Source organism: Shewanella sp. SM87 (assembly GCF_025653705.1).
GTDB classification, from domain to species: domain Bacteria; phylum Pseudomonadota; class Gammaproteobacteria; order Enterobacterales; family Shewanellaceae; genus Shewanella; species Shewanella oncorhynchi.
This window is the reverse complement of sequence record NZ_JAKKSC010000028.1, coordinates 20,258-43,766: the sequence shown is the minus strand read 5'-3', so window position 1 is coordinate 43,766 and position 23,509 is coordinate 20,258. Positions and strand designations below refer to the sequence as shown.

The following is a 23,509-nucleotide window of genomic DNA, read 5'->3' as shown; positions in this document are numbered from 1 at the left end:
GCTTAGTTGCCACGGGCTTCTACCTCAACTTGTCGACTTACACGGGTATCACCACTCTCGCATACCGCTTGGCTCTTAATGTGGTACTGGGAGAAAGACCCCACAAAATACCGCGTACATTGCAAAGTCACGCTACAGGCATGAAAACCTACCACATCGGGTGGCGCCCAAGCGCTATTTGCCGAACAAACGCCCACGGCACCATTTAGCGGAAATAATTGCGCCAGCGCCGCATCGGCGCCGCTGTTTGCCGCAGCTAAGGCACGCGTCCCCCACACCTCTTGGGTGAGCCCGGTATCACCGTCTTCCACAATATTGATCAGTGCCGATGCCAACAGAAACATCACGGTAATCACGAACACGCCAATAATCAATGCACTGCCGCGTTGACGCGCAGGTAAAGCAGTTCGTTGCAACCTTGCTAGTGATGTTCTGGGTAAGATTCGCATTACCGAGTGATGACCTGTCGATTGACGATATAAATTAAGGGACATTGATCACCTGCACTTGATGTCGATATTGGAACGTCTCACCATTTACATTAAACCGCGGTTGTAAATGCACCATGGCATTATTCACTAGACTAGATGGCGTTAAGATCAACGGTAAATCTGCGCTATTACTGAGTACATTAGCGACACTCTGCGCCATTAAAACGCCAGAGCTCATATGCGCCGGTGTTGGCTGGCTGACATTAAACCCATAGACAGTATAACGTTTTAGAGTTAACTCATTGCCTGATGGCGCTTTTTCAAAACAATAACTCACGGGGGCCGAAGCAAAATAAATCCGCTGCCGCGGCGACGCCTCGGCAAAGCGAGTTGACCCCATAAAGGTAAGAGTGACTTGATTAGCCTGATTAGGTGGCTCACCTAGGGGGGTAAAAGTCTTAATCTGTGCCCGTTTTTGTCTGGCGCTGTTATAGACATCGCTATCGGTCAAAGGATAAATCCAAATATATTGGTTTTCCTTAATTTTATCGGTCGCATTGAGAATTACAGTTCCCATTAAGGCAGTTGCATTCGGTGCTATCGGCATAGATAAATAAGTGGTACTCGCCTCGATCGGCACAAACTCAACACATTGATAGGTTAACGAATCGGTATTAAGACGTACACTATTAGGCAAAGCACTACGCAGCTCACGGGTCATTCGCTCAACGGCAAAACGGCTCTGACTCAGCACTTGATCGACTGAACTCGACTCAACAAAAATCCGCGCACCAAAAATAATAAAACTACTCACCCCGACCACAAGAATCCCCAGAATCAAGATCACTGTGACCATCTCGACTAAGGTAAACCCCCGTGTGGATGCTTGCATACGCTGTGCAGTTAAAGAGCCCATTAGTAATTGCTCCTCACCAGATTGTAAGTGATCACTTCGTTGTCCGGCGAAGTCACATTAATGGTCACTAGCTTAGTATTAGGCACTGGCCCATAGGCGACAGTGACGCTTAAGCGATAGTTAGGATAAGCATTTGCATAGGTTTGGGTCGAATTGAGCATAGTGGCGTTTTGACTTAAACCGTGATAATCGTCCACATCGTTAAAATCGTTACGGCCTTCGCCTTCATTAGGCCATTTCCACTCTGATGGCCCTAAACTGGTCACATTTGAGCAAGGTAATCCTAACGGACTACCACAGGCAGGCACACCGCCATTGGCATTGGTGTTTTGATCGTAACGCTTTCCCCAGATCTCATTCATCACCGAATGAGCAAGCTCGGCACTCTTCACTCTATGCAAAGTCTTAGCCGCACGATCCGCCTGTGGAAATAACATACTGGTTAGCATCACTATCGCAATGGCAATCACCAGCATGCCAATCACTAATTCGATAAGGGTAAAACCCTTCTGTGGTTTGGCTTTTTTGGATGTTTTTACTGATGCTTTGCCCAATAGCAACCGAGGATTAATTCGCATAAATATAACCCTCGCTGGAGACATTAATCACCACAGTGTCATTAGCAATCACATTTATGCATGGTCCATTACAGGCCAACGAAGGCCTACCATTGATATCGAAATCGAGGCTGAAGTTACTGCTGTTAGTACTCACTAGCACTAATTGAGCACCTCCTTGAAAAGCCTGGCTATAAAGCGGGTTTGGCGATAACGCGGTACCAGAACAAACCGCCTCATTTCGGGTAGAGAATTGACTCACTTGATAGCCAGTCTCGGAGACAGTCACACGGAAACATCTGTCGGTATTATTGAGCGTTTTCTGCTGCACTTGGCGCAGTTCAGCGATAAATTCATTGCGTAGGCTATAGGCACTGTAGGACGACGGGGTAAACAGGCGTGGCAGTACAACCACAGCAAGAATTGAAATCAAGATGATGGTGATCACTAATTCTACTAAGGTAAATCCGGCCTGTTTTGACATAGAAAAGTTAAGCATCGCTCGGGTTAATTACTGATTTGAAGTACTAGGTTCAGTTTCTGCCAACGGTATGATTAAGGCAAATAAATGTCGGCAAATTTTGGCGGACTCATTTATTTAAAATCATGTCAGAACCGCATTTTACCTAAAAAAAAGGCCTGCTAGGCAGGCCTTTTTATGAAAACTTAAAATTTAGCAAGCACTAGCAGCTGGTAACGAAGTAAAAGATGGTAATGTTGTTAAGTCTTTAGCTTCAAAATAAGTCAACTTACACGCCGCAGGTGCTCCCTTCTGCCAGATTTCAACTGACTTAGCTTGTGTTCCTGACGCTGCCGTTGCCTTAATAACCCATTCTGCGGTGCCAGTTGTTGAAGTTGCCTTACCATCAGCACCTACGTCAAATTTAACATCAACACCTTTTTCAAGTTCATCTTTAGTTGCTTGCAAATAGCCAAAACTTGTAATTACGGTGGAGGTACCAATATTGATTGATGGTGGAGTGCTTGCGTCAAATGCCAACTTCTCAACACCTGAAAGTGCAGCTTTTGAATATACTAAGCTGTTAGCGCCTTGAATTGCCCCTTTCAATCCTTGTAAAGCTGACACTCTTGCATCGGATTGCAAATTAATAAACTTAGGTGCCGCTGTGACAGCAAGAATACCTAAGATGATGATCACTACTACTAATTCAATTAAGGTAAAACCTTGTTGTCTTTTCATTTAATACTACCTTTCTATGACTTGATGGTTAATTAAGTGAGGCAATTTATGACATAAATTACCTCACTATAAAATATGACCTACTCGCAAATGATCTCGCGGTTAAGGGGTAAATGGAGTCTGAGTAAAACTTAATACTTTGCCTGTTCCAGGGTTATACACTATCCCCTTGGCACCTGCGGTTGATAAATCGGGAGCGGGAGCGGGCACTCCTGTGGTTGGGTTTAATACCAAGGACACCACTTGGTGATAAACACATAAATCTAAACCCGCGACGACTGCGCCGGTAATGGCATTCGCGCTGCCACCGGCGGCATTAATCACCCGCGCTGTATATCTTTGATTGCGTGCATCTTGGTTAAACAACACATTGCGCGGCGCACTCTGCAACACAGTGTTAAACACTTCTTGGCAACTGGCATTTGTCATAGCTGTCGCACTGGTTACTGAAGTTCCCGTTGGATAGCCAAAACGTGTATCGACATTTACTGTGTTACCATCGAGGATAGCACTGCTATTTTGACGACCATCGACTTCCCACTGTGAGCGCACAAAACTCACCGCCGTCGATAAGCCCCCTGCCACAGCATCAACACTGGCATCTTCGGCATCTTCGGTAATATTTAAGAATCGAGGGATCGCCGTTGCGGCGAGTAAACCCAAAATCACAATCACAATCACAAGTTCGATTAATGAGAACCCTGTTTGCTTAGTTTTCATATATATGTCCCCAGACCTCAGAAATTTTATTCTAACAGTTAAATCAATTTTAAAAAGCCATTGAGTTAACAATATTTTACGGAGCAGTCAAAAAAATGACCCTGCCAGAGTTCAGTTGATAGCCTAAACTATCGCCATTTTTAGACCGATAGTGGCAGCTATTATCCTTAGCCAAATAATCCGCCTCTAGACCTAAATTATCAGTTTCGGCGCCCATTAACTGTTGCCACAAATCTTGGCAGCCTTGATCATTTAAGTGCTTAGGTTGTGGCCATCCTAAATCATTGATATCGACAACACTCGACTCAGTTTCTGGGGAGAGATTATCAAATACCTCCCAGTTCAACTGCAATTGCGCCGGCTTACCCAAAGACAACCACTGGGAACGCACCATCACCAGCACATTTAAAAAACGGGCGTGTTCCACTTCCAATCCACGAGCCGCTATTTGCGGTAGCGTAAAAAAATACTTAGCTCCGATCACCGCCATGATAGCCAATACAATTCCAATGGCGATCATACGTCCATAGATACGTAATAGATCGCTTTCAGCCTTTTGCTGAGTCTGCATTTAACCTCAGTCCCACGTATAAGATAGGAAATAAATATTATCCATATCGCTTACTTACCGCCTTTGACCACATTGAGCATATCCCACATTGGCAGGTATATCCCCAAGGCTAACACTAAGACAATCACGGCCACAAAACCGATCAAAATTGGCTCCAATTTCGCGGTGAGGTTCTTTAAATCATAGTCTACTTCGCCCTCATAGAAATCTGCCGCATCATTGAGTAATTGATCGATTTGCCCCGTTTCTTCGCCCACAGCCACCATTTGCAGCACTAGTGGCGTAAATAACTTGCTCTGATTCGATACCCTCAGCATAGAGTCGCCAGACTCTATGCCACGGCGCATACCGACTATCTTGTCGTGCATGTAGGCATTGTCCACCGCATCGGCGACCAGACTCAGGGCTTGTGTCATAGGCAAGCCTGCGCTCAACATCATGGAAAAACTACGGCAATAACGCGCTAGGGTCGAACGCTCGATAATCGACCCTACGGCGGGAATGTGTAACTTCCACTTATCCCACTGCTTCTCACCTTTTTCGGTATGATGCCAGTAACGTATGCCGATAATAGTGCCAATCAGCAGCAGCAGCATCAGCCCCCAGTAATTCACAAACAGGTTAGAAGTGCCAATCAGCACTTTGGTCGCCCAAGGTAAGTCGGCACCAAAGCGAGAAAACATCTCGGCAAACTTAGGGATCACCATGATATTGAGGATCACCATAGCCAAGGCAATGGCGATCAACACAAACATGGGATAACGCATGGCCGATTTAATTCGTCGCCGCGTCTCTTGCTCACGCTCTATGTAACCCGAAAGTTGAATAAAAGCATCCTCCAACTTACCCGTGTTCTCCCCCACGTGCACCATAGAAACAAATAATGAATCAAATACATCGGGATGCTGGTTCATGGCCGATGACAGAGGTCGGCCCGAGGTCAGCTGCTCGGAAATATCATTGAGAGCGGCTTTCATTCGCTGGGAATGGGCGGTTTCAGACAAGCCCGCTATCGCCCGTAGAATAGGGATGCCAGAACGGGTCAGGGAATACATTTGCCGGGTAAAAATCTGCAATTCCTCTAGGGCGACTTTACTGCCAAATAGCTGGCCGATGGAAAACGACTTCACCACCTTAGCGACTTTAACGTCGAGGGGAATGATACCCCGTGCCAATAGCATGTCAGCAGCGGCACTTTCCGACGCGGCATCCAATTGTCCCGTAACGGATTGACCTTGACCACTGCGTCCACGGTATTGATAAATTGGCATAATTACGCCTCAACGCCTTGTTGGCTGATAATATCCTTCGACAAAGGTATCTGAGATTCACTCACGTCTTCCACCAACTTAGCCACCTCTTCAATGGTCGTCATGCCTTCGCTCAAATATTGCAACGCTGACTCGGCGAGCGGGGTAAAGTTAGGGCTCTGCAACGCGGCTCTGGCAAAATCCTGCGGATTACCAGTACGCATAGCATCGATCATCTTTTCATCTAGCTCGAGAATTTCAAAAATACCAATACGGCCACGATAACCACTGCCATTACAACTCTGGCAACCCGTGCCAATTCTAAAATTCGCATGGCTAAAATCTTTACGACTCACACTACTCAGCCAGGCTTTTTCCTGCGGTGTCGGTTGATACTCTACCCCACAGTTATGGCAGACACGGCGCACTAAACGCTGGGCAATAATCACCCTTAAGGCACTAGCAACTAAATAACTCGCAGCGCCCATATCGAGTAAACGCAGCGCACTGGTGACCGCATCGTTGGTGTGCAAGGTCGATAGCACAAAGTGACCCGTCAATGCGCCCCTAAGACCAATCTCCACGGTTTCTTGGTCACGCATTTCCCCCACCATGATGATATCGGGGTCTTGACGTAAGGTGGTGCGTAATACATTTGAAAAGTTTAAGCCAATCTTATGGTTAACTTGTACTTGGTTGATCCGCGGCAATTGATATTCAACTGGATCTTCGACCGTGATGATCTTACGGTCGGCGGTATTGAGCTCGCTCAAAATACCGTACAAGGTGGTCGTTTTGCCACTACCCGTTGGGCCTGTGACCAGTAGCATGCCGTGGGGACGTTTAATCTGTTTACGAATACGCGCCAAAATAGCAGGCGGCATACCGGTTTCGTTTAAGGTCAATAAACCCGCCGATTGATCGAGCAAACGCATCACCACAGATTCGCCGTGGTAAATCGGCATAGTCGACATACGCACATCGATATGATGACCTTTGATTTCCATATGGAAACGACCATCCTGCGGCAAACGTTTCTCGGAAATATCGAGACCCGCCATCAACTTAAGTCGTAATACTAAAGCCGCGGCAATATTAACTTCATTCAGAATCGTTTCATGTAGCTGACCATCGATACGCTGGCGAATACGTAAGGCTTTATCACCGGGTTCGATATGAATATCCGAGGCGCGCATTTGCACCGCATCTTCAAAAATCGACTGCAGCAACTTAACCACTGTGGTTTCATTGTCACTGTCACCCGACGTGAGGCTGGCTAAATCGAACATCTCATCGGCGGCGTATTCTTCTTCGAGCTTACCGGCGATCTGTGCAATTTGGTCTGTACGGCGATATAAGTTATCAAACGCTTGCAGCAGTTGCTGCTCGGGCGCTACCGCTAACTTCAAACGCTTAGGTGCGATAAGCATTTCGAGGTGATCGAGCGCCTGCAAATCCGCGGGGTCGCTCATTGCAACTAATACGCTATCGCCCCGGTCTTCAACCGCTAAAGCGCGGAAACGTCGTGCTTGCACCTCAGGAATAAGATGCACCACTTCCGCAGGGATTGGCATTTTACTGATATCCAGCAAAGGCACATTCAATTGTTGCGACAAGAACTGCAGTAACTGATGTTCGGTAATCGATTGCAAATCAATCAGAGTACGACCCAGTTTTTTGCCCGTATTGCGCTGCTCGGCCAACGCCTGTTGCAACTGCGCTTCAGTAATAATGGCTTCTTGAACTAACAGATCGCCCAAACGCATTTTTAATCTGGGTTTCATTGGCTATCTCCTAGCTGAGTCAAACGTTGTTCAATAAAGGCACTCGCCTGCGCCGATAAGCCTCTATGGCCTAAAGCAGTCCGATAGGCTTGGCGTGCTTGGGGAAATTGCTGCTGCGAATCGAGCGCATAGGCCAGCCCCATCCACCATTTAGCCTGTTGAGGTTCTTGTTGCAATAATTGTCTATAGGCTTGTTCTGACAACGAAAACTGTCCTAACTTTTGCGCTAAATCCGATTGTGCCATCCACTTTTGTCTCGCCAGTGGATGCGTGTCAGGTATGTTGGCTAACGTCACTAATGCGAGATCAGCCTGACCAGAGGCTTGCTGAACCCGAGCAAGCAATAAGGCAAAGTCTAACTGCTGTGGGAATAACAGCATGCCTTGCAGTAACACTTCACTGGCTTTGGCTAATTGACCTTGCCCATAATGCAGCGCAGCTAACTGCTTGCGCGCTTCATGCATACTGGGATCAAAGCCTAATGTTTGCTCATAATAACTAATAGCATCTTTGAGTTTGCCATCCCTTTCAGCCTCACTCGCCAATGTGAACCGCTTCTGCGCCAGCTGCTTTGGGGTCAACTTCACCTCAGTAATCGCCATTTGCCCTTGCTGTTGGGGCGTGAGTCGATTAGTGCCTGCATCAGCTTTAACTTCTTGTACTTTAAGCTCATTGCTCGCGTTAAGTTCATTATCGGCGGCAACACTGGCACGTTCTGACATCATTAATGCCGATGGTGCGGCAGCAGTGACCTCGGCGCTTCGCACACTCGATGTCACACGATTTGACTGTGAATGGCTTGGCTCGCTTGACGTATCGACGAGGTCATCTGCGAGTGCTGAGCTGTCATCTTGTTGCCGTTGTGACTCTTGTTCAACCTCGTTTTCTGATTCAAATTCTTGCGGCTGATTAAGTACAACGTCGTCGACACTGGGTTCAAGCTCTTCACTCTTAGTCGTAAACTCCTGCGTAGCCGCAACGTTAAGCGGTTCTTCGACGACGTCGACGCTTGCTGAAGGCTGCCTCGAGGTAATATTGTCTATCTGAACAGGCTCAATTTGAGTCTGAGTAGATTCATTTTGCCCATTTGTTTGAGCCGAAATAGTCGCTTCAGCAGGCTTTACCATGAAAAGTTGCCAGCCATAAACCAGAGCGCCACCGAATAGCAGTGATAAACCACAGAGCAGCAGCCCGTTAAACGGAGCCCGCTTGCGAGCTAAATATTGCACCTGTGGCTGAGCCACGTTGCTGAGCTCATGCCCCTGCTGACGCTTGTCGAGATCCTGCAGCATCTTGTTGATCACGCTCATACAACACTCCTCAAAACGTGTTGTAATCCCAAACCGAAAGCCACTGTCATCAAAGTGAAAAAAGGCAACCATTTCCACGATAATAATCGGCGAACACTTGCATCTTCGGTGTCTTGAATTGCGGCTTTAACGTGGGAGGTTTGCACACGAGTAGCGCCTTCGCCGAAACTCAATAACAAGGCTTTATGGGCAAGAATATTGATCAATCTGGGGATCCCTCGGGACGCATAGGCTATCTGACGTGTTTCCCGTGATGTAAAGAGTGGTTCGCCCGCACGCCCTGCTATGGCTAATCGGTGGCGAAGATAAGCGTCGGTTTCATCCCATGTCAGTGGGCGAAGGTTGTAGCTAAAAGTAATACGCTGTCTTAATTGCCTAAATTCTTGGCGTTTAAGCCTGTCATCGAGCTCGGGTTGCCCAAATAACACTACCTGTAATAATTTGCGTGTCTCGGTTTCCAGATTAGTGAATAACCGCAGCGCCTCAAGACTGTCGTCAGGCAATGCCTGCGCTTCATCGAGCACGAGTACGATGGTATGACCGTGGGCGCTCAAGGCTAAAAGCTGCTGTTGAATAAGTCCAGTGAGTTGCTGCTGGTCGATATTGCTGGTGTATTTAAGGCCCAGCTCACTCGCTACCGCCCAGCGTAATTCAGTAGGAGTGAGATAAGGATTAGGCAAATATGCGCAATGAAACTGACTCGGCAATTCGTTGATAAGCTTGCGGCAAATCAACGTTTTGCCAGTCCCCACTTCCCCTGTCACCTTGATAAAGCCTTCGCCCGTTTGTAGCGCAGTTTGCAACACTTGCAAGGCTTCCACGTGTGGCGACAGGCCGAAAAAAAATCCGGTATTGGGTGTCAGTGAAAATGGAGGTTGGCTTAGGCCAAAATGCTTCTGATACATAGAAGCTTACTTTGTCTCCGGATACCAACGATCTAATAAGGTCTTAGAACGTTGCAGCTCAGTTTTCCAGGTATCAACACCAACTACCGTAGGTTTTAACAGAATAATAAGCTCGGTTTTCTTCTTCTGCTTACTACGGTTTTTAAACAATTCACCGAGGAAAGGAATATCACCCAACAAAGGCACTTGCGATACCACTTCAATGTTTTCACTCTTCATCAAGCCACCGATGATGACTACGTCACCGGAGGCGGCGCGGATGACAGTATCAGACTCACGAATTTCACTCTGCGCTAAAGGTAGCTCCAACGAAGCGTCACTCACTTTGATGTCTTTAGTCTGCTCTTTCACATCGATAACGGATGGATGCACGTGCAATAACACATTGCCGTCACTATCAATTTGCGGCGTAACGTCTAAGGCAATGCCCGAGAAAAACGGCGTGAGCTCGACTTGTGGAGTGGTCACAGGCGTTGTGCCCGCTACTGTGGTCGATGAAACGTCGGTGACAAAGTACTCATCAGTACCGACTTTGATCACCGCTTTTTGGTTATTCGATGCAGTCACCCTTGGGCTAGACAATACATCCACATCACCTTGGGTATCTAATAGGTTGATCATGGTCGTAAAGTCAGAACCTTTAATACTCAGCGAGGTCACACCACCAATCGCCGAGGTGATTTTATCGTTTAAACTAGGGCCCGCTGATGTTCCAAAATTCACATTAGTATTGCCAACATGTCCCAGAACATTATCCCATTGGATACCTTGCTGATAACCATCGGATAAGGTGACTTCGAGGATCTTCGCTTCTAAAATCACTTGGCGTTGCAAATGACTTTCTGCGGAATTTAAGAAAGTACGCACTTGGCGTAATTCACTAGGAAAAGCACGAATAGTGACTAAACCCGCCTGCGGTGTAACAACAACCTGACGACCGCCACCCGTTTCGCCGATTATCGAGGATAATGTCTCTTTCAACTCTCCCCAAAAATCTGTCTTAGTACGCGAACGGATAAAAGTACCGTTGCTACTATCGCTACCGCCATTACTGCTCGAGTTATTGCCATTACTGCTGTTCGAGTTATTGTTATTATTCGAGCCGCTATTGTTTGAATTGTTATTGTTCGAATTACTATTGGAATTATTGCTATCCGAAATCCGTCCTGAACTCACTGACGTCACAGATAAGCCATCGCGTTCCATATAGAGATAATTCAACGGAAACGTCTCGGTACGCATCCCAGCAGGAAACACTCTTAGGATGCGCCCTTCACGACTGACTTCGTAGCCGTAGATATCTTCAACCACTTGAATTGCTTCAGTTAACGTCACACCTTTAAGGGATAATGAGATCGTACCTTGCACGTCAGGATGTACGGCGACACTCAGTGGTGTACCTTGGACTAAGCTTGGAAAAAATACTTTAGCATCAACATCGTGGGCTGATACATCGAAACGACGCTCAGTTTCCAATGTGGGGGTCAAACCTGATAGCAATGCGCCTGAATTCAATTCCCGCTGAACCGCGTCCGGCATAGTCGCAGGCGGTGGCGTCGTTGATGCCGTTGCCGTCGCCATTGAGGCCGCTAATTCCGCCTTACTCGCCTCCGGCTGTGGCCTATTTGTGGTCTGACACGCCACAAGGCAAAGTGAGAGCAGAGGTGTAAAGTATTTAATCGCTTTCATCTGAGGTGTATTCCCTATCTCTCTGTTATTGCTTGAAACAATGTCAATTTCCGTCCATCGGACAGCGATACATAAGTGGGGGTAATTTTAACGATACTCAGCCCCTGAACGCTGTCGCCAACAGACAATATCTTGTTATTTATCACAGCATAAGCCGTGTTTCCTGAGCTTACTATGCTGTTAAGTACAAGCGCCTGATCCTGCGTTTGACTCGCATGACCCTGCACAGCAAAGCCTTTACCGGGCAAAGTCGGGTCGCGCAGCGATTCAGCAGATACCATAGGGCTACTAACCAATAACAACACACTGATAATATAAGACTTATTTAGAAACACTGATAAAGTCCTTATTAATACTCAAGGTATAAAGTTCAATCTCAACGGTCGCTTTTGGATATTCTGCGACTTTATAGTCGAGACGCTTCCAATAAAGTTTATCTGGCATGGCCTCAACGGCTTCAACAAAGCGCAACACAGAAAAATAATCGCCCTCTAGACTCAAGCGAATACCATGGCTATATAGATTGAGTTTTTTCTCTTTACCCACGGGTAACAAAGGGATGGGCGCTATCGACATAAACTTAATTAATTTAATCCCTTGCACTTGTCCTAGTAAATTACCCAGCAACTGCGGCATATAGTCTGCCGGTACCATATCCACCATCTGCTCATCGAGCTGGGCATCTAGGGCTTGATTTTGTTGCTGCAACAACACTAAACGCTGTTGGTAATCTTGATTGGGATCTAACGCTAAACGTTGCTGATACAAGTCAACCTGCTGAGCCGAAATCGCGTTTTCCTGCTCTAAGGCTTTTAGCTGTTGTGAAACAGCCACATGGGTTTTCCACAGGGACTCTAAAGGTAAATAACTCAGCATGCCGACCACGGCCAGAATGGCGACTGAGATCAACACTCGCTCACGGCGACTTAGCGCATCAAACTGTTGTCCTAATTGGGCTAACTTTTGCTTCATTGCGCGGCTTCCTCCTTGTTATCGCTTTTCAAGGTAAAGGCCAAAGGTTTATCTTCACCGCGATCCATGCTCATCGACGAGAAAGCTTGCCCCTTTAAAGTCTGCGTAGTTTTAAGTTTGCCAATCCACTGCGGAATGCTTTGAGGATGGTCGGCAAAACCTTCGAACATAAAATCTTGCTCATTAATGACGATATAACTAAGCCAAACACTCGCATCCGACACGACGGCTAAATCTTTAAGAACTGGCGCAAAACCACGGCTAGTTAAAGAAGTCCTAAGACTCAATTCTCCCATGAGTAATTGCTTCAGCTCTAACTGTTGTGCCGCTAAATCGACTCGCGCAACAAGATCGGCATCGGGTTTACGCGCAGCAATTTTTGCTTCTAATGCCTGTTTTTGGGTATCGAATTGCTGCTTTTGTTGGGCAGCCAACTGCTGGGCCTGTTGTAACTCACTGACTTGCCAATAGCTATAACCACCTAAAACAGCAAATAAGATCGCAAAAACCAAGGCGTAAGCACTTAAACGCGCAAAGGTTAATCTTTGCTTCGGGGGCAATAATGAAGGAGTGTAAAGATTGACTCGGTATTTAATCACTCTGTACCTCGATAAAATTCAGCAAAGGCTAATCCCGCCATTCGCGCGCCAACACAGCTTTTATCAATGACATTCACAGCTTGATTGAAGTTTGCCGAGACTAACTTAGCTAAAGTATCCACGGCACCATCGACGAGGAGTTCGATAGAAGATACCGGAGCCTGTCTCAATTGACTTTCAAAATAATCCATAGAGCGCTGAATTTCTAAGCTTAAATTGTCTGCCATGCCATAACTTAACTCATCCGCTTGAGTCTTATCCAATTGAGTAAATCCGCGCACGCGACGCTGCATATACAGCTGACCTTGCTTAACCACAGTCAGTAGCAATTCTTGACCGGGATTATGGCTTACCACCAGACGCGCTTGGTTGTCATCATTAAATAGGTTAGTCACGGCTAACTCTTCGATACTAATACCGAAAAGTTGTAAATCTTGTTCATGAATGGCCTGCACCATGCTCACTAACTTAGCTTTATCCACCACCACAACGTTGATTTTATTACTCGGAATGGGTGACTCAAAGTAATCCAAATGGATTTGCGGTACAGGTAGCGTGACCATGTCTTTAATTGACCACAGCAAAGCTTGGGATAACTCGACAGTATCGACATTCGGTTTATCGGTCAGCAGTAATTGATAAAGGCCTGAAGCCAAAATCAGCTGTAACTGTGCATTAGGAAAGGATTTAGCCACAGCAGCAAACGCCAATGACCAGTGCTCATCTTTCAGCTCAAAGGGTAACCACTGCTCAGCATTTTCTTTTTGGGCAGGTGCGTAAACCCATAATTTATCGGCGCAGACATAGACACCAAGGCTAGTCGGTTCTGTTCTCTTCTGCCAAAAGGCTAATCGACCTATAAGACTTTTTTCCATAAAGATGCCTATAACCAACTGAATTTAAAGCTTGAGTAGTCTCTTTCGCACAAACTTCCTGTCACTCCACTCTCCAGTGCTCCTTGACCTATGACCTGCTCGATACAGAATAAAAACCGCAAACGTCATATTTTTGGCACTGGCTAGTTTAGCCGCAAATGCTCGTATTTTATAGATAAATACGTGAATAATAGGATCTATTTGTCTCTAAGACGACATTAATCACCCAAACACTGAACTTCCCTTACTTAGCCTCTATGGGTTCACTGAAATACATTCCCTGCGCTGCGCCAACACCGAGGATTTGCAGTGTCTGCCACTCTTCAAAGACTTCTACCCCTTCGGCGCAGACTTGTACTTCCGTTCGATATAAACCGCCAATCAAACTGCGGATAAATAATTGGTTTTCTGGCCGTAAATGAATATGACGCACGATGGATCTGTGTAACTTAATTAAATCAAAATGGCATTCGCGAATGTAATAAGTACCGACAACCTGCTGACCCACATGATCGACACATAATCTCGCGCCCATTTTACGGATCATATCTAATTTAGGCTGCAACTTTTCTTGATGTTGAATAACGATATCTTCAGACACTTCGAAAATCAGTCGCGTGGTTAGATGGCGATATTCTAATAGCGTCGTTTTTAGCCATTGAGTGAAGGCTCGGCTCATTAGCGAATCCAAACTCAGATTAATACTGTATATCTGCGGCGCTGATTTCTTAACTGTTTGAGCATTCGATACGCCGTCTGCTAATTCATTCGACAATAAAAACAATACCCGCTCAATAATTTGCCGTTCAACCTGTGGCATTAAGCCACATTTATTCGCCATTGGAATAAACAGTGTGGCACGGATTAACGCCCCCTGATTATCCCGAGCCCGCGTAAATATCTCTTTATGGTGCTCATTACCATCGGAGTCGATTATGGGTTGGCTAAAGGGAAAAAAGCGCCGCTGCACTAACGCGTTTTCTAAAAAGCTTCGCCAACGCACTGAGCCTTTGGCAAATTCTTCATCAATCGCGCCTTTGTCGTACATAAACCAATTACTATTACCCTGTAATTGTGCCGCCCTCAAAGCCATATCGGCTTCTTCAATTAACTGAGCCGCATTATCGCCTGCGGTAAAATAAGCGCATCCGAGGTGGAAAAAGTTATCGCGATTCTCAACATCAGGCAAAGGCTGGCTTAGACATATCTTGAGTAACTTGCTGGCAAATTGATCCGCTTCAATTAAGGAAATTTGCGGCACGACTATGGCAAATTGATTATGGGAGCGACGGGCAAAAATACTATTAGCTTGAGTTTGCAGCAATTGACTTATCGCATTAACTGTCGAGTTTAATAGCTCTTTCGTCACAGCTTCACCTTGGGATTGCTGCAATAAATCCAGATCATCCATTTCTAATAAATAGATTACCCCGTGGGCAAGCATAGCCTGATTATGACTAAGGGCGTCGAGACGATTATTCAAAAAGAGTCGGTTACCAATGCGAGTTTCCGCATCGAGAAAGGTATTAGAACGGATGAATTTGTCGAAACGCCCCCGCTCCTTTTGGGCGTCTTGTAACTCTTCTAACAACTTAGTCAAAGCACGGTTAATCAGCCTTGGTTTACCATTTCCGGGGGTAGCGAGTGCTTGCTCATGCTTACCTTGCAGAATCAATCGACTGCGTAAGGCTAATTCTTCAATGCCATCGAGCTGCTGTGAAAACCATAAATAACCAAAACGCACTAAGGCAGCCACGGCTAAGATACCGACCAACAAAATCAGAATTTCATACCAACTGAAAGTGTAATGTTCAAAGGGCTGAGTCAAGGTTAACTGCATACGCAAGCCAGATGTCGGCTCTAGCACATGGTCATACACCATGGCATTTTGCGTAGTCAGATTGCCTTCATAGGCAAATAATACTTCATCTTTCAAGGTCAACCGAAAATTAACGGCATTGTAAGCAAGCAGCATGGGCGGTAGCCAGGCCTCTAGCTCCCAATCAGGTTGGTGTTGGAACTGATCCACTAACATAGTTTCGAGTTCAGCGACTTTTTGCTGCTGAAATTTATAGGTCAGCTGCACGAAACTCATCATAGCGCTCAGCAAAAATACGAAGGCGATAGCGGCTAATGACATTAACCAAAAGCTGGTTAATTTTGTAGTTAACATTCGGGTGAATTTCATCTATCCGCTATCCTGCAGGATTATTATAATTATTTGTGCGATTTTAACAGAAGTTCAACAAAAGTTGTCCGTTGATTATTCAGTAGCATAACCTAAAAGGCAACTAAGACGCTGTGACTTTAATGTCCACTTAAAAACAAAAAAGAGGCTAATTAGCCTCTTTTCGATGTTTTTACCACTTTTAGCCTAGTCGGCGTATTTAGGTAAAGTGGTGATCGCAGCCACACCAGAGTCGATAGCCGCTTGTGCAACAGCACGGGCAACATTTGGCAATAAACGTGGGTCCATAGGTTTTGGCAGCACGTATTCTGGGCCAAAACTCAGCGACGTCACATTAGGGTAAGCCTTCAATACACTCGCAGGTACTGACTCTTTTGCCAGTGATGCTATTGCATGAACTGCCGCAATTTTCATCTCATCATTAATGCAAGACGCACGCACATCCAATGCACCACGGAAAATAAATGGGAAACACAATACGTTATTCACTTGGTTTGGATAGTCGCTACGACCCGTACCCATGATCAAATCACTACGCGTTGCATGAGCAAGTGCAGGTTTGATTTCAGGATCTGGGTTAGAACACGCAAAAATCACTGGCTTATCGGCCATCAGCGCGACTTCTTCTGCACCAATGACGTCAGGACCTGATAGACCTAAAAATACGTCTGCGCCTTTAATAACATCAAGAAGCGTGCGTTTCTCGGTATCATTCGCAAATAGTGCTTTATATTCATTAAGATCTGTACGGCCAGAATGAATAACACCTTTAGTGTCTAGCATGTAAATGTTGGCGCGATTCGCACCGCATTTTACCAGCATAGTCATACAAGCGATGGCAGCAGCCCCCGCGCCCATACACACAAAAGTCGCGTCGCTGATCAACTTGCCTTGAATTTCCAGCGCATTGATCATACCCGCCGCGGTCACGATTGCCGTGCCGTGTTGATCGTCATGAAATACTGGCACTTTACAACGAGCAATCAATTCACGTTCGATAACAAAGCATTCGGGCGCTTTAATATCTTCAAGATTGATACCACCAAAAGTGTCAGCAATAGCAGCAACAGTATTGATAAATTCCTCAGGCGTATTATGCGTAATCTCAATATCTGTCGAATCGATATTCGCAAAATGCTTGAACAATAATGCTTTACCTTCCATTACAGGTTTAGAAGCCAAAGGGCCCAAATTCCCTAAACCTAAGATAGCCGTACCATTGGTAATCACGGCAACCGTATTACCTTTATTGGTATAACGATACGCATTGTCAGGATCTGCAGCGATTTCGCGTACTGGCTCAGCCACACCTGGGCTATAAGCTAGGGCGAGATCGTGACTCGTTTCGGCGGGTTTGGTAAGGCAAACTGCGGTTTTGCCTGGTATGGGAAATTCATGATAATCGAGTGCTTGTTGACGAATATCTGACATTTTAAAATCCTGAAATGCGACATTTATAATTTATGAGAGTAAGACCTACCAACACACATCTAGTCTCACCAAAGGGTGATGTCAATAGTCTGGCTGGTCGGGGTAAGATACGCCAATAAGGGGAATTTATAAATAAGAGATTCATAAATTTCACTTTAGCCGCCAAATAGACCCTCTAAGCTTAGTTTTATAAACTTATCTCCTATAATAAAGCTGCATTTCTTAATATGTTTTGTAGGAAACAAACATATATTTTGTAGTTACTGCGCTAGTTGTAGCGACTTAATCTCAAAAATGTTGGTTAAATTACAATATATGGCGACTAGCATATTTATCTTATAGTTAATTGCTATAAATAAGTCGAATTATACACTTGAACTCTCAATACAGAATAAGTTGACGATTTATTGAGTGAAGTCGTACCAGCTAGATATGTAGAATAAGCGGAATAAAGAAAATCGACGAATAACAAAAAGCAAAAAGGCGCCATAGGCGCCTTTTCTAGAAACATTGCAATCGCAATTATTTCTTTGCAAGCACTGCGAAGCGCTTGTTGAATTTGTCGATACGACCGCCGGTATCAACAACTTTTTGTGTACCAGTGTAGAATGGGTGACAAGCACCACATACGTCTAAATGCAGATCTTTACCAGCAGTAGAGTTTACTTTGATAACGTTACCACAAGTACAGTTTGCAGTGATGATAGCGTATGTTGGGTGGATACCTGGTTTCATTGGGGTTACCTCAAAAGTGTAAGGCCATGTCGCTCTTCCAACCCGTAGTCGGACACCACATGCATGTTAATAACAATATGTTTAGGGCGCAGAATGGTACAGCATACCTACAAGGGATACAAGTAGATTATCTGAGCGTTTGCTGGTTAATCTGTGTCTATTTTGACTTTAGTTAAGCGGCTTATTTTCCCGCTTCTTTAGCCTCAAATACCGCCCGCGCCTCTTTAGCATCAGAATGCTGATCCAAAATCATTTTCGAAGGACAAGATAGCACCGCATTGCTCTTGAGTGCATTGATTCTATTCTTCGAGAAAGCCACAGGATTTGCCTCGTAAATCGCCAACATAGCGCCATATACACTCACACCCCAATCCTTGGCATATCGATTGGCGATACGCCACAACGTCTCGCCAGCAAGATACGTTAACTGGCAATGTTCGGGCGTCTGTGAGGCCGTTTCAGCAATATTCTGTTTTTGCTCATTATTTGCCGTTTTCACTATTTCTGGAACCACAGTTTCAGTTGCAGCGTTTTCAACAGCCCCTTTTTCAACAGCAATCGTCTCAGAGGTTTTAGCGAAGGCGTTTATCTCAGTAGCCGACGTATTTTGTTTATTCGCGGCTTCAGGAAATCTAAAGCCAGTCACCACTTCTACCGTTGGTACTTTGGATTGGGTATTTGCAGCAGTAGCAACAGTCGCTGCGGGCGTTACCTCTGCAACTGGCTTTGGTTCTGCCACCACTTTTACAGGCTTAATGCCCACTTTATCCGCACTTTTTGGGGCGCCCGCTATGGTGGTATTTTTAGTGTCCGAAACCGCTTTTGTCGTTAACGCGGCAGAGGCAGATTTAGCTGTGCCGAATAAATTGATACTTTTGACGTCATACCATCGGTCAAGACGATACTCTCTCACTAAGAGTTTAGCGCTACTATCCTTCACATCTTCAACGCCAGTGAGTAAAACTAAAAAGCGATTAATCTCCTCAACCATTAACCTTTCTTCGCCGCTTGCTTGCTGCACAACAAACTCTAAGCGCGACATATCTTGATTGTCTGCGATCACATTCACCCTGAGTTTAGGGTAAGCGCCTAATTCAAACATCCGGCTATTAATGCTCACATGGGAGACTTGTGCCATGCTAGGTGCACTGCACACCAAAGCAAGTAGACCTAATGATTTCACTATATTAGCCATTTATTTACTCTCAACTATCCTTGGTAAACCATCATTAGGGCTAGCCCTAGCCAGCCGCGCTGAGTACACTAAACCACATTCTTGTCTAAGACTTGCCTGCATATGTCATTGTTTGTCGAAGTTGCGTTACCTGTGCCTATGCGGCAAACCTTTAGCTACCGCGTACCCGAATCCTATCCTAGTACACCGCAAATAGGTGTGCGCGTTAAAGTTCCCTTCGGTCGTCAACAATTGATCGGGTTAGTCACTGATATCACTGAGTCTTGCAGCTTAGCCCCAAAGCAAATTAAGTCTGTGCTCGAGTTTATCGACGATAAACCTTTACTGCCTGAATCACTTTATAAATTAACTCTTTGGGCTGCGAGATACTATTTTTGCAGCCAAGGGCAGATGCTAACCCAAGCCTTACCTGTGGCCCTGCGTAAAGGGCTCGATGCCGCGCCACAAAAAATCCAATTCTGGCAATTAACTGAAATAGGCCAAAATATTGCGCCCGAAGCGGTTAAACGCGCACCCGCACAGAAAAAACTACTCGAGTTACTCAAAACCGCCAGCTTAACCCAAGAAGAGGTTATCAGCTTAGACATCAGTAAAGCGGCGCTTAAAGCCCTAGAAGATAAAGGTTGGGTGGCACGCCATGAAAAAATTGCAGAGCTTAACCTCGACTGGCGCACCACACTCGAAATGGACGAAACGCCACATAAACTCAATAAAGAACAAGCCGTCGCCGTTGCCACTTTAAATCTGCAACAAGGATATCACTGTACTTTATTAGAAGGCATTACCGGTTCGGGTAAAACGGAAGTCTATCTTGCTGTACTCGAAGAAATCCTCAAGCAAGGCAAACAAGCGTTAATTTTAGTGCCTGAAATCGGCTTAACCCCCCAGACAATCAATCGCTTTAAGCGCCGTTTCAAAGTCAATGTTGCCATTTTGCATTCAGGGTTAACTGACAATCAGAGGCTCGAAGCATGGCGCCAGGCCCGCTGTGGTCAGGCTGCAATCATTATCGGCACCCGCTCAGCATTGTTCACACCTATGGCGTATCCCGGCATCATCATACTCGATGAAGAACACGACAGTAGTTTCAAACAACAGGAAGGCGTTGGTTATCATGCCCGCGACTTGGCAGTCATGCGTGGCCATTTAGAAGCGATTCCGGTGATTTTGGGCACAGCGACGCCCTCACTCGAAAGTCTACAAAATGCCTTAAGCGGCCGTTACCATCATTTACAATTGGGTGAACGCGCAGGTGCGGCTAAAAAAGTGCGCCAAGGCATTATCGACATTAAAAATATGCCGCTGAAAGCCGGTATGTCAGTGCCGCTACTGAACGAAATCCGCCTGCATTTAGACGCTGGCAACCAAGTCTTGTTGTTTCTCAATCGCCGCGGCTTCGCACCAGCCCTGCTTTGCCACGAGTGTGGGCACTTACACGAATGCGACCGCTGCGACGCGTTTTTCACAGTACATCAATCCCTTGGCGAAATTTGCTGTCACCATTGTGGCAATCAATACGCTATCCCCAAGCAGTGTCACAAATGTGGCAGCACTATGTTGATGGGCCAAGGCATAGGCACAGAACAGCTCGCCGAAGCGCTGCAACAAGAGTTTCCTAAACATCCAGTAGTGCGCATCGACCGTGATACGACCCGCCTTAAAGGTTCATTAGAAACCCACTTAAATGCGATTCATAAGGGGGAATATAAAATCCTCGTCGGCACGCAAATGCTAGCTAAGGGCCACCACTTCCCTGATGTGACGCTTGTTGGGTTACTCGATGTCGATGGCGCTTTATTTAGCGCCGACTTCCGCGCGCCCGAACGTTTTGGACAACTCTATACCCAAGTTGCAGGTCGCGCAGGGCGCGCCAGTAAACCCGGCACGGTATTATTGCAAACTCACCAGAGCGACAATCCCATTTTGCGGGATTTGCTGCACCGCGGTTATGGCGAGTTTGCTCGCAGCCAGCTCAAAGAACGTCAACAAGCACTGCTGCCGCCAGCATGGCACATGGTGTTGGTGCGCGCCGAAGCACATTTAGCCAGTGATGCCGATAACTTTCTCAACGCCTTTGCCGCGCTTTTGCCGCAAGATAAAGAATTTGAGGTGATTGGTCCTATGCCAGCGCCCTTAGATAAAAAAGCCGGCAAGTTCCGCCGCCAACTCTTATTCCAAGCTAAAAACCGCAATCGCTTGCAACAAGAGTTTGAACGTATTCATCCGCTTGTAGAACAACTTATCGAAGCTAAACGCTGCCGATGGAGCTTAGACAGAGATCCACAGGATCTCCTCTGAGTCGAGTATTTGATAAGTATTTAAGCGCCATTTGATAAAAAATCATCGGGAAGATAGCAATTGTTAACCACAAACGGCTAAAATATGCGGTTATTCCCTGTATTCACTCTTAAAGTTAGTGCCGATTAGAACCCATGAAATCACATATCCAATCATTACTTGAACAAACTCTAGAATCCTTTAAACAACAAGGTATTGTGCCTGCTGACTTTGAAGCACGCATTCAGGTAGATCGAACCAAGGATAAGAGTCATGGCGACTTGGCAACCAACTTAGCCATGATGCTAACCAAGGTCGCAGGCAAGAATCCACGCGAATTAGCCCAACTGATCATAGATACCTTACCGGCTTCGGCTTTTGTAGCTAAGGTTGAAATTGCAGGACCAGGCTTTATCAACTTTTTCATCAACGACAGCGCCTTAGCAGATCAACTGCAAAATGCCGTCAACGATGAGCATTTAGGCATTAAGTTACCGACACCACAAACCGTTGTTGTCGATTACTCTTCACCCAACCTCGCCAAAGAAATGCATGTAGGCCATCTACGTTCAACCATCATTGGTGACAGTGTTGTGCGTGCGTTAGAATTTTTAGGCCACAAGGTTATTCGTCAAAACCATGTGGGCGACTGGGGCACACAATTTGGTATGTTGCTGGCCTATATGGAAGAGCTGCGCGCCAAAAATGGTGAAGAAGCTCAACTTGAACTGTCTGATTTAGAAAACTTTTATCGTGCCGCTAAACTGCGTTTCGACGAATCAGCAGAATTCGCAACCCGCGCTCGTCAGTTAGTGGTCGAACTGCAATCTGGCGACGAGTATTGCAACAAACTGTGGCGCGAATTTAACGATATTTCGTTAAGCCACTGCCATGAAGTCTACGCCCGTTTAGGTGTGAGCCTGACCCGCGCCGATGTACACGGCGAAAGTGCTTATAACGCCGATCTCGAGCAAGTGGTTAAAGATTTAGATGCCCAAGGTTTATTAACCGAAAGTAACGGCGCTAAAGTCGTATTCCAAGAAGCCTTCCGCAACAAAGAAGGTGAGCCACTGCCTGTTATCATCCAAAAGGCCGATGGCGGCTATTTGTATGCCACCTCAGATCTTGCGGCAATGCGCTATCGCTCGAACGTGTTAAAGGCCGATCGCGTCTTGTATTTTGTTGACCTACGTCAGGCACTGCATTTCCAACAAGTCTTTAGCCTAGCGAAACTGGCTAAGTTTGTCCGTGAAGATATGTCATTAGAACACTTAGGTTTTGGTACTATGAATGGCGAAGATGGCCGTCCATTCAAAACCCGTAGCGGCGGTGTCGTTAAGTTAGTTGACCTGTTAGAAGAAGCCAATGTGCGCGCGCTAGAACTCGTTCGTAGCAAAAATCCTGATATGGATGAGGCCACGCTGACTGAAATCGCCCGTGTCGTTGGGATCAGCGCCGTTAAATATGCTGACTTGTCAAAAAACCGCACCAGCGATTACATTTTCAGCTTTGAACAAATGCTCAGCTTCGAAGGCAATACCGCACCTTACCTGCTGTACGCTTACACCCGTGTTGCGGGCATATTCAAGCGAGTAACCGATCTGGATCTCAGCCAAGCGAAAATCGTGCTTGAGCATGAAAAAGAGAAAGATCTCGGTAATAAGTTGGCGCAGTTCGGTGAGATCCTCAATCGTGTTGTCGATAAAGGTCAGCCGCACGTACTGTGTGCTTATTTATATGAATTAGCGGGTGCTTTCTCTAGCTTCTACGAAGCTTGTCCAGTGCTTGCCGCCGATAATGACGCGCAAAAGAACAGCCGTTTATTACTCGCGCAACTGACGGCTCGTACGTTACAAAAAGGCCTAAATCTACTCGGTATTGAAACCTTAGAGCGGATGTAAGC

General features: G+C 46.0%; 22 protein-coding genes. 2 read left to right on the top strand and 20 right to left on the bottom strand.

Features of this window, described 5'->3' with window-relative positions:
* Positions 1–2: 2 nt before the first annotated feature.
* The 20 genes from L5M11_RS18695 to L5M11_RS18600 all read right to left on the bottom strand — a co-directional run bounded on the left by L5M11_RS18695 (position 3) and on the right by L5M11_RS18600 (position 19,329).
* Positions 3–494 (bottom strand): MSHA biogenesis protein MshP, encoded by a 492-nt coding sequence (locus L5M11_RS18695; protein ID WP_263183585.1) that lies wholly within the window; start codon positions 492–494, stop codon positions 3–5.
* Positions 484–1,347: a PilW family protein gene (locus L5M11_RS18690; RefSeq protein ID WP_263183587.1), complete on the bottom strand. Its 864-nt coding sequence runs from the start codon at positions 1,345–1,347 to the stop codon at positions 484–486. Before L5M11_RS18690 ends, L5M11_RS18695 begins: the two co-directional genes overlap by 11 nt.
* Positions 1,347–1,925 (bottom strand): prepilin-type N-terminal cleavage/methylation domain-containing protein, encoded by a 579-nt coding sequence (locus L5M11_RS18685; RefSeq protein WP_263183589.1) that lies wholly within the window; start codon positions 1,923–1,925, stop codon positions 1,347–1,349. The genes L5M11_RS18690 and L5M11_RS18685 overlap by 1 nt, the downstream gene beginning before the upstream one ends.
* Positions 1,915–2,403, bottom strand: a complete 489-nt coding sequence (locus tag L5M11_RS18680) for a type II secretion system protein (protein ID WP_263183593.1) — start codon at positions 2,401–2,403, stop codon at positions 1,915–1,917. Before L5M11_RS18680 ends, L5M11_RS18685 begins: the two co-directional genes overlap by 11 nt.
* Positions 2,404–2,577: 174 nt before the next feature.
* Positions 2,578–3,105 (bottom strand): type II secretion system protein, encoded by a 528-nt coding sequence (locus L5M11_RS18675; RefSeq protein ID WP_263183596.1) that lies wholly within the window; start codon positions 3,103–3,105, stop codon positions 2,578–2,580.
* A gap of 102 nt (positions 3,106–3,207) precedes the next feature.
* Positions 3,208–3,825 (bottom strand): prepilin-type N-terminal cleavage/methylation domain-containing protein, encoded by a 618-nt coding sequence (locus L5M11_RS18670; protein ID WP_263192956.1) that lies wholly within the window; start codon positions 3,823–3,825, stop codon positions 3,208–3,210.
* 76 nt (positions 3,826–3,901) lie between these two features.
* Positions 3,902–4,396: an MSHA biogenesis protein MshF gene (locus L5M11_RS18665; RefSeq protein ID WP_263183600.1), complete on the bottom strand. Its 495-nt coding sequence runs from the start codon at positions 4,394–4,396 to the stop codon at positions 3,902–3,904.
* A gap of 50 nt (positions 4,397–4,446) precedes the next feature.
* Positions 4,447–5,667: a type II secretion system F family protein gene (locus L5M11_RS18660; protein WP_263192954.1), complete on the bottom strand. Its 1,221-nt coding sequence runs from the start codon at positions 5,665–5,667 to the stop codon at positions 4,447–4,449.
* Between the two features lie 2 nt (positions 5,668–5,669).
* Positions 5,670–7,430: a GspE/PulE family protein gene (locus L5M11_RS18655; RefSeq protein ID WP_105251275.1), complete on the bottom strand. Its 1,761-nt coding sequence runs from the start codon at positions 7,428–7,430 to the stop codon at positions 5,670–5,672.
* Positions 7,427–8,740 (bottom strand): tetratricopeptide repeat protein, encoded by a 1,314-nt coding sequence (locus tag L5M11_RS18650; protein ID WP_263192952.1) that lies wholly within the window; start codon positions 8,738–8,740, stop codon positions 7,427–7,429. Before L5M11_RS18650 ends, L5M11_RS18655 begins: the two co-directional genes overlap by 4 nt.
* Positions 8,737–9,645 carry an ExeA family protein gene (locus L5M11_RS18645; protein WP_263192950.1) on the bottom strand — a complete coding sequence of 303 codons (909 nt, stop codon included), beginning with the start codon at positions 9,643–9,645 and terminating at the stop codon, positions 8,737–8,739. The genes L5M11_RS18650 and L5M11_RS18645 overlap by 4 nt, the downstream gene beginning before the upstream one ends.
* Positions 9,646–9,651: 6 nt before the next feature.
* The gene (gene mshL / locus L5M11_RS18640) at positions 9,652–11,334 is read right to left on the bottom strand and encodes a pilus (MSHA type) biogenesis protein MshL (protein ID WP_263192948.1); all 1,683 of its coding nucleotides are present in this window, start codon (positions 11,332–11,334) and stop codon (positions 9,652–9,654) included.
* Positions 11,335–11,348: 14 nt separating this feature from the next.
* Positions 11,349–11,669 carry an MSHA biogenesis protein MshK gene (locus L5M11_RS18635; RefSeq protein WP_105251271.1) on the bottom strand — a complete coding sequence of 107 codons (321 nt, stop codon included), beginning with the start codon at positions 11,667–11,669 and terminating at the stop codon, positions 11,349–11,351.
* Entirely contained in the window at positions 11,656–12,306 is a 651-nt protein-coding gene (locus tag L5M11_RS18630) for an MSHA biogenesis protein MshJ (RefSeq protein WP_263167671.1), read from the bottom strand. Before L5M11_RS18630 ends, L5M11_RS18635 begins: the two co-directional genes overlap by 14 nt.
* A complete protein-coding gene (locus L5M11_RS18625) occupies positions 12,303–12,905 on the bottom strand; it encodes a fimbrial assembly protein (RefSeq protein ID WP_263192946.1) in 603 nt (200 codons plus the stop codon). The genes L5M11_RS18630 and L5M11_RS18625 overlap by 4 nt, the downstream gene beginning before the upstream one ends.
* Positions 12,902–13,780, bottom strand: a complete 879-nt coding sequence (locus L5M11_RS18620; RefSeq protein ID WP_263192945.1) for an MSHA biogenesis protein MshI — start codon at positions 13,778–13,780, stop codon at positions 12,902–12,904. Before L5M11_RS18620 ends, L5M11_RS18625 begins: the two co-directional genes overlap by 4 nt.
* Before the next feature lie 244 nt (positions 13,781–14,024).
* The gene (csrD, locus tag L5M11_RS18615; protein ID WP_263192944.1) at positions 14,025–15,968 is read right to left on the bottom strand and encodes an RNase E specificity factor CsrD; all 1,944 of its coding nucleotides are present in this window, start codon (positions 15,966–15,968) and stop codon (positions 14,025–14,027) included.
* Between the two features lie 186 nt (positions 15,969–16,154).
* The gene (locus L5M11_RS18610) at positions 16,155–17,399 is read right to left on the bottom strand and encodes a malic enzyme-like NAD(P)-binding protein (protein ID WP_113940091.1); all 1,245 of its coding nucleotides are present in this window, start codon (positions 17,397–17,399) and stop codon (positions 16,155–16,157) included.
* Positions 17,400–17,921: 522 nt separating this feature from the next.
* The gene (rpmE, locus tag L5M11_RS18605) at positions 17,922–18,134 is read right to left on the bottom strand and encodes a 50S ribosomal protein L31 (RefSeq protein WP_063883331.1); all 213 of its coding nucleotides are present in this window, start codon (positions 18,132–18,134) and stop codon (positions 17,922–17,924) included.
* A 181-nt stretch (positions 18,135–18,315) separates the two neighbouring features.
* Positions 18,316–19,329: a FimV/HubP family polar landmark protein gene (locus tag L5M11_RS18600; RefSeq protein ID WP_263192942.1), complete on the bottom strand. Its 1,014-nt coding sequence runs from the start codon at positions 19,327–19,329 to the stop codon at positions 18,316–18,318.
* 102 nt (positions 19,330–19,431) lie between these two features.
* Between L5M11_RS18600 and priA the strand changes: the two genes are divergently transcribed.
* Positions 19,432–21,627, top strand: a complete 2,196-nt coding sequence (gene priA, locus L5M11_RS18595) for a primosomal protein N' (RefSeq protein WP_263178685.1) — start codon at positions 19,432–19,434, stop codon at positions 21,625–21,627.
* Positions 21,628–21,761: 134 nt separating this feature from the next.
* Entirely contained in the window at positions 21,762–23,507 is a 1,746-nt protein-coding gene (argS, locus tag L5M11_RS18590; RefSeq protein WP_105251263.1) for an arginine--tRNA ligase, read from the top strand.
* Positions 23,508–23,509 lie beyond the last annotated feature (2 nt).

Bases quoted from the DNA above. Each gene is read 5' to 3' on its own strand.
- L5M11_RS18695 (WP_263183585.1), bottom strand. From the start codon at position 494: ATGTCCCTTAATTTATATCGTCAATCGACAGGTCATCACTCGGTAATG.
- L5M11_RS18690 (WP_263183587.1), bottom strand. From the start codon at position 1,347: ATGGGCTCTTTAACTGCACAGCGTATGCAAGCATCCACACGGGGGTTT.
- L5M11_RS18685 (WP_263183589.1), bottom strand. From the start codon at position 1,925: ATGCGAATTAATCCTCGGTTGCTATTGGGCAAAGCATCAGTAAAAACA.
- L5M11_RS18680 (WP_263183593.1), bottom strand. From the start codon at position 2,403: ATGCTTAACTTTTCTATGTCAAAACAGGCCGGATTTACCTTAGTAGAA.
- L5M11_RS18675 (WP_263183596.1), bottom strand. From the start codon at position 3,105: ATGAAAAGACAACAAGGTTTTACCTTAATTGAATTAGTAGTAGTGATC.
- L5M11_RS18670 (WP_263192956.1), bottom strand. From the start codon at position 3,825: ATGAAAACTAAGCAAACAGGGTTCTCATTAATCGAACTTGTGATTGTG.
- L5M11_RS18665 (WP_263183600.1), bottom strand. From the start codon at position 4,396: ATGCAGACTCAGCAAAAGGCTGAAAGCGATCTATTACGTATCTATGGA.
- L5M11_RS18660 (WP_263192954.1), bottom strand. From the start codon at position 5,667: ATGCCAATTTATCAATACCGTGGACGCAGTGGTCAAGGTCAATCCGTT.
- L5M11_RS18655 (WP_105251275.1), bottom strand. From the start codon at position 7,430: ATGAAACCCAGATTAAAAATGCGTTTGGGCGATCTGTTAGTTCAAGAA.
- L5M11_RS18650 (WP_263192952.1), bottom strand. From the start codon at position 8,740: ATGAGCGTGATCAACAAGATGCTGCAGGATCTCGACAAGCGTCAGCAG.
- L5M11_RS18645 (WP_263192950.1), bottom strand. From the start codon at position 9,645: ATGTATCAGAAGCATTTTGGCCTAAGCCAACCTCCATTTTCACTGACA.
- mshL (WP_263192948.1), bottom strand. From the start codon at position 11,334: ATGAAAGCGATTAAATACTTTACACCTCTGCTCTCACTTTGCCTTGTG.
- L5M11_RS18630 (WP_263167671.1), bottom strand. From the start codon at position 12,306: ATGAAGCAAAAGTTAGCCCAATTAGGACAACAGTTTGATGCGCTAAGT.
- L5M11_RS18620 (WP_263192945.1), bottom strand. From the start codon at position 13,780: ATGGAAAAAAGTCTTATAGGTCGATTAGCCTTTTGGCAGAAGAGAACA.
- csrD (WP_263192944.1), bottom strand. From the start codon at position 15,968: ATGAAATTCACCCGAATGTTAACTACAAAATTAACCAGCTTTTGGTTA.
- L5M11_RS18610 (WP_113940091.1), bottom strand. From the start codon at position 17,399: ATGTCAGATATTCGTCAACAAGCACTCGATTATCATGAATTTCCCATA.
- rpmE (WP_063883331.1), bottom strand. From the start codon at position 18,134: ATGAAACCAGGTATCCACCCAACATACGCTATCATCACTGCAAACTGT.
- L5M11_RS18600 (WP_263192942.1), bottom strand. From the start codon at position 19,329: ATGGCTAATATAGTGAAATCATTAGGTCTACTTGCTTTGGTGTGCAGT.
- priA (WP_263178685.1), top strand. From the start codon at position 19,432: ATGTCATTGTTTGTCGAAGTTGCGTTACCTGTGCCTATGCGGCAAACC.
- argS (WP_105251263.1), top strand. From the start codon at position 21,762: ATGAAATCACATATCCAATCATTACTTGAACAAACTCTAGAATCCTTT.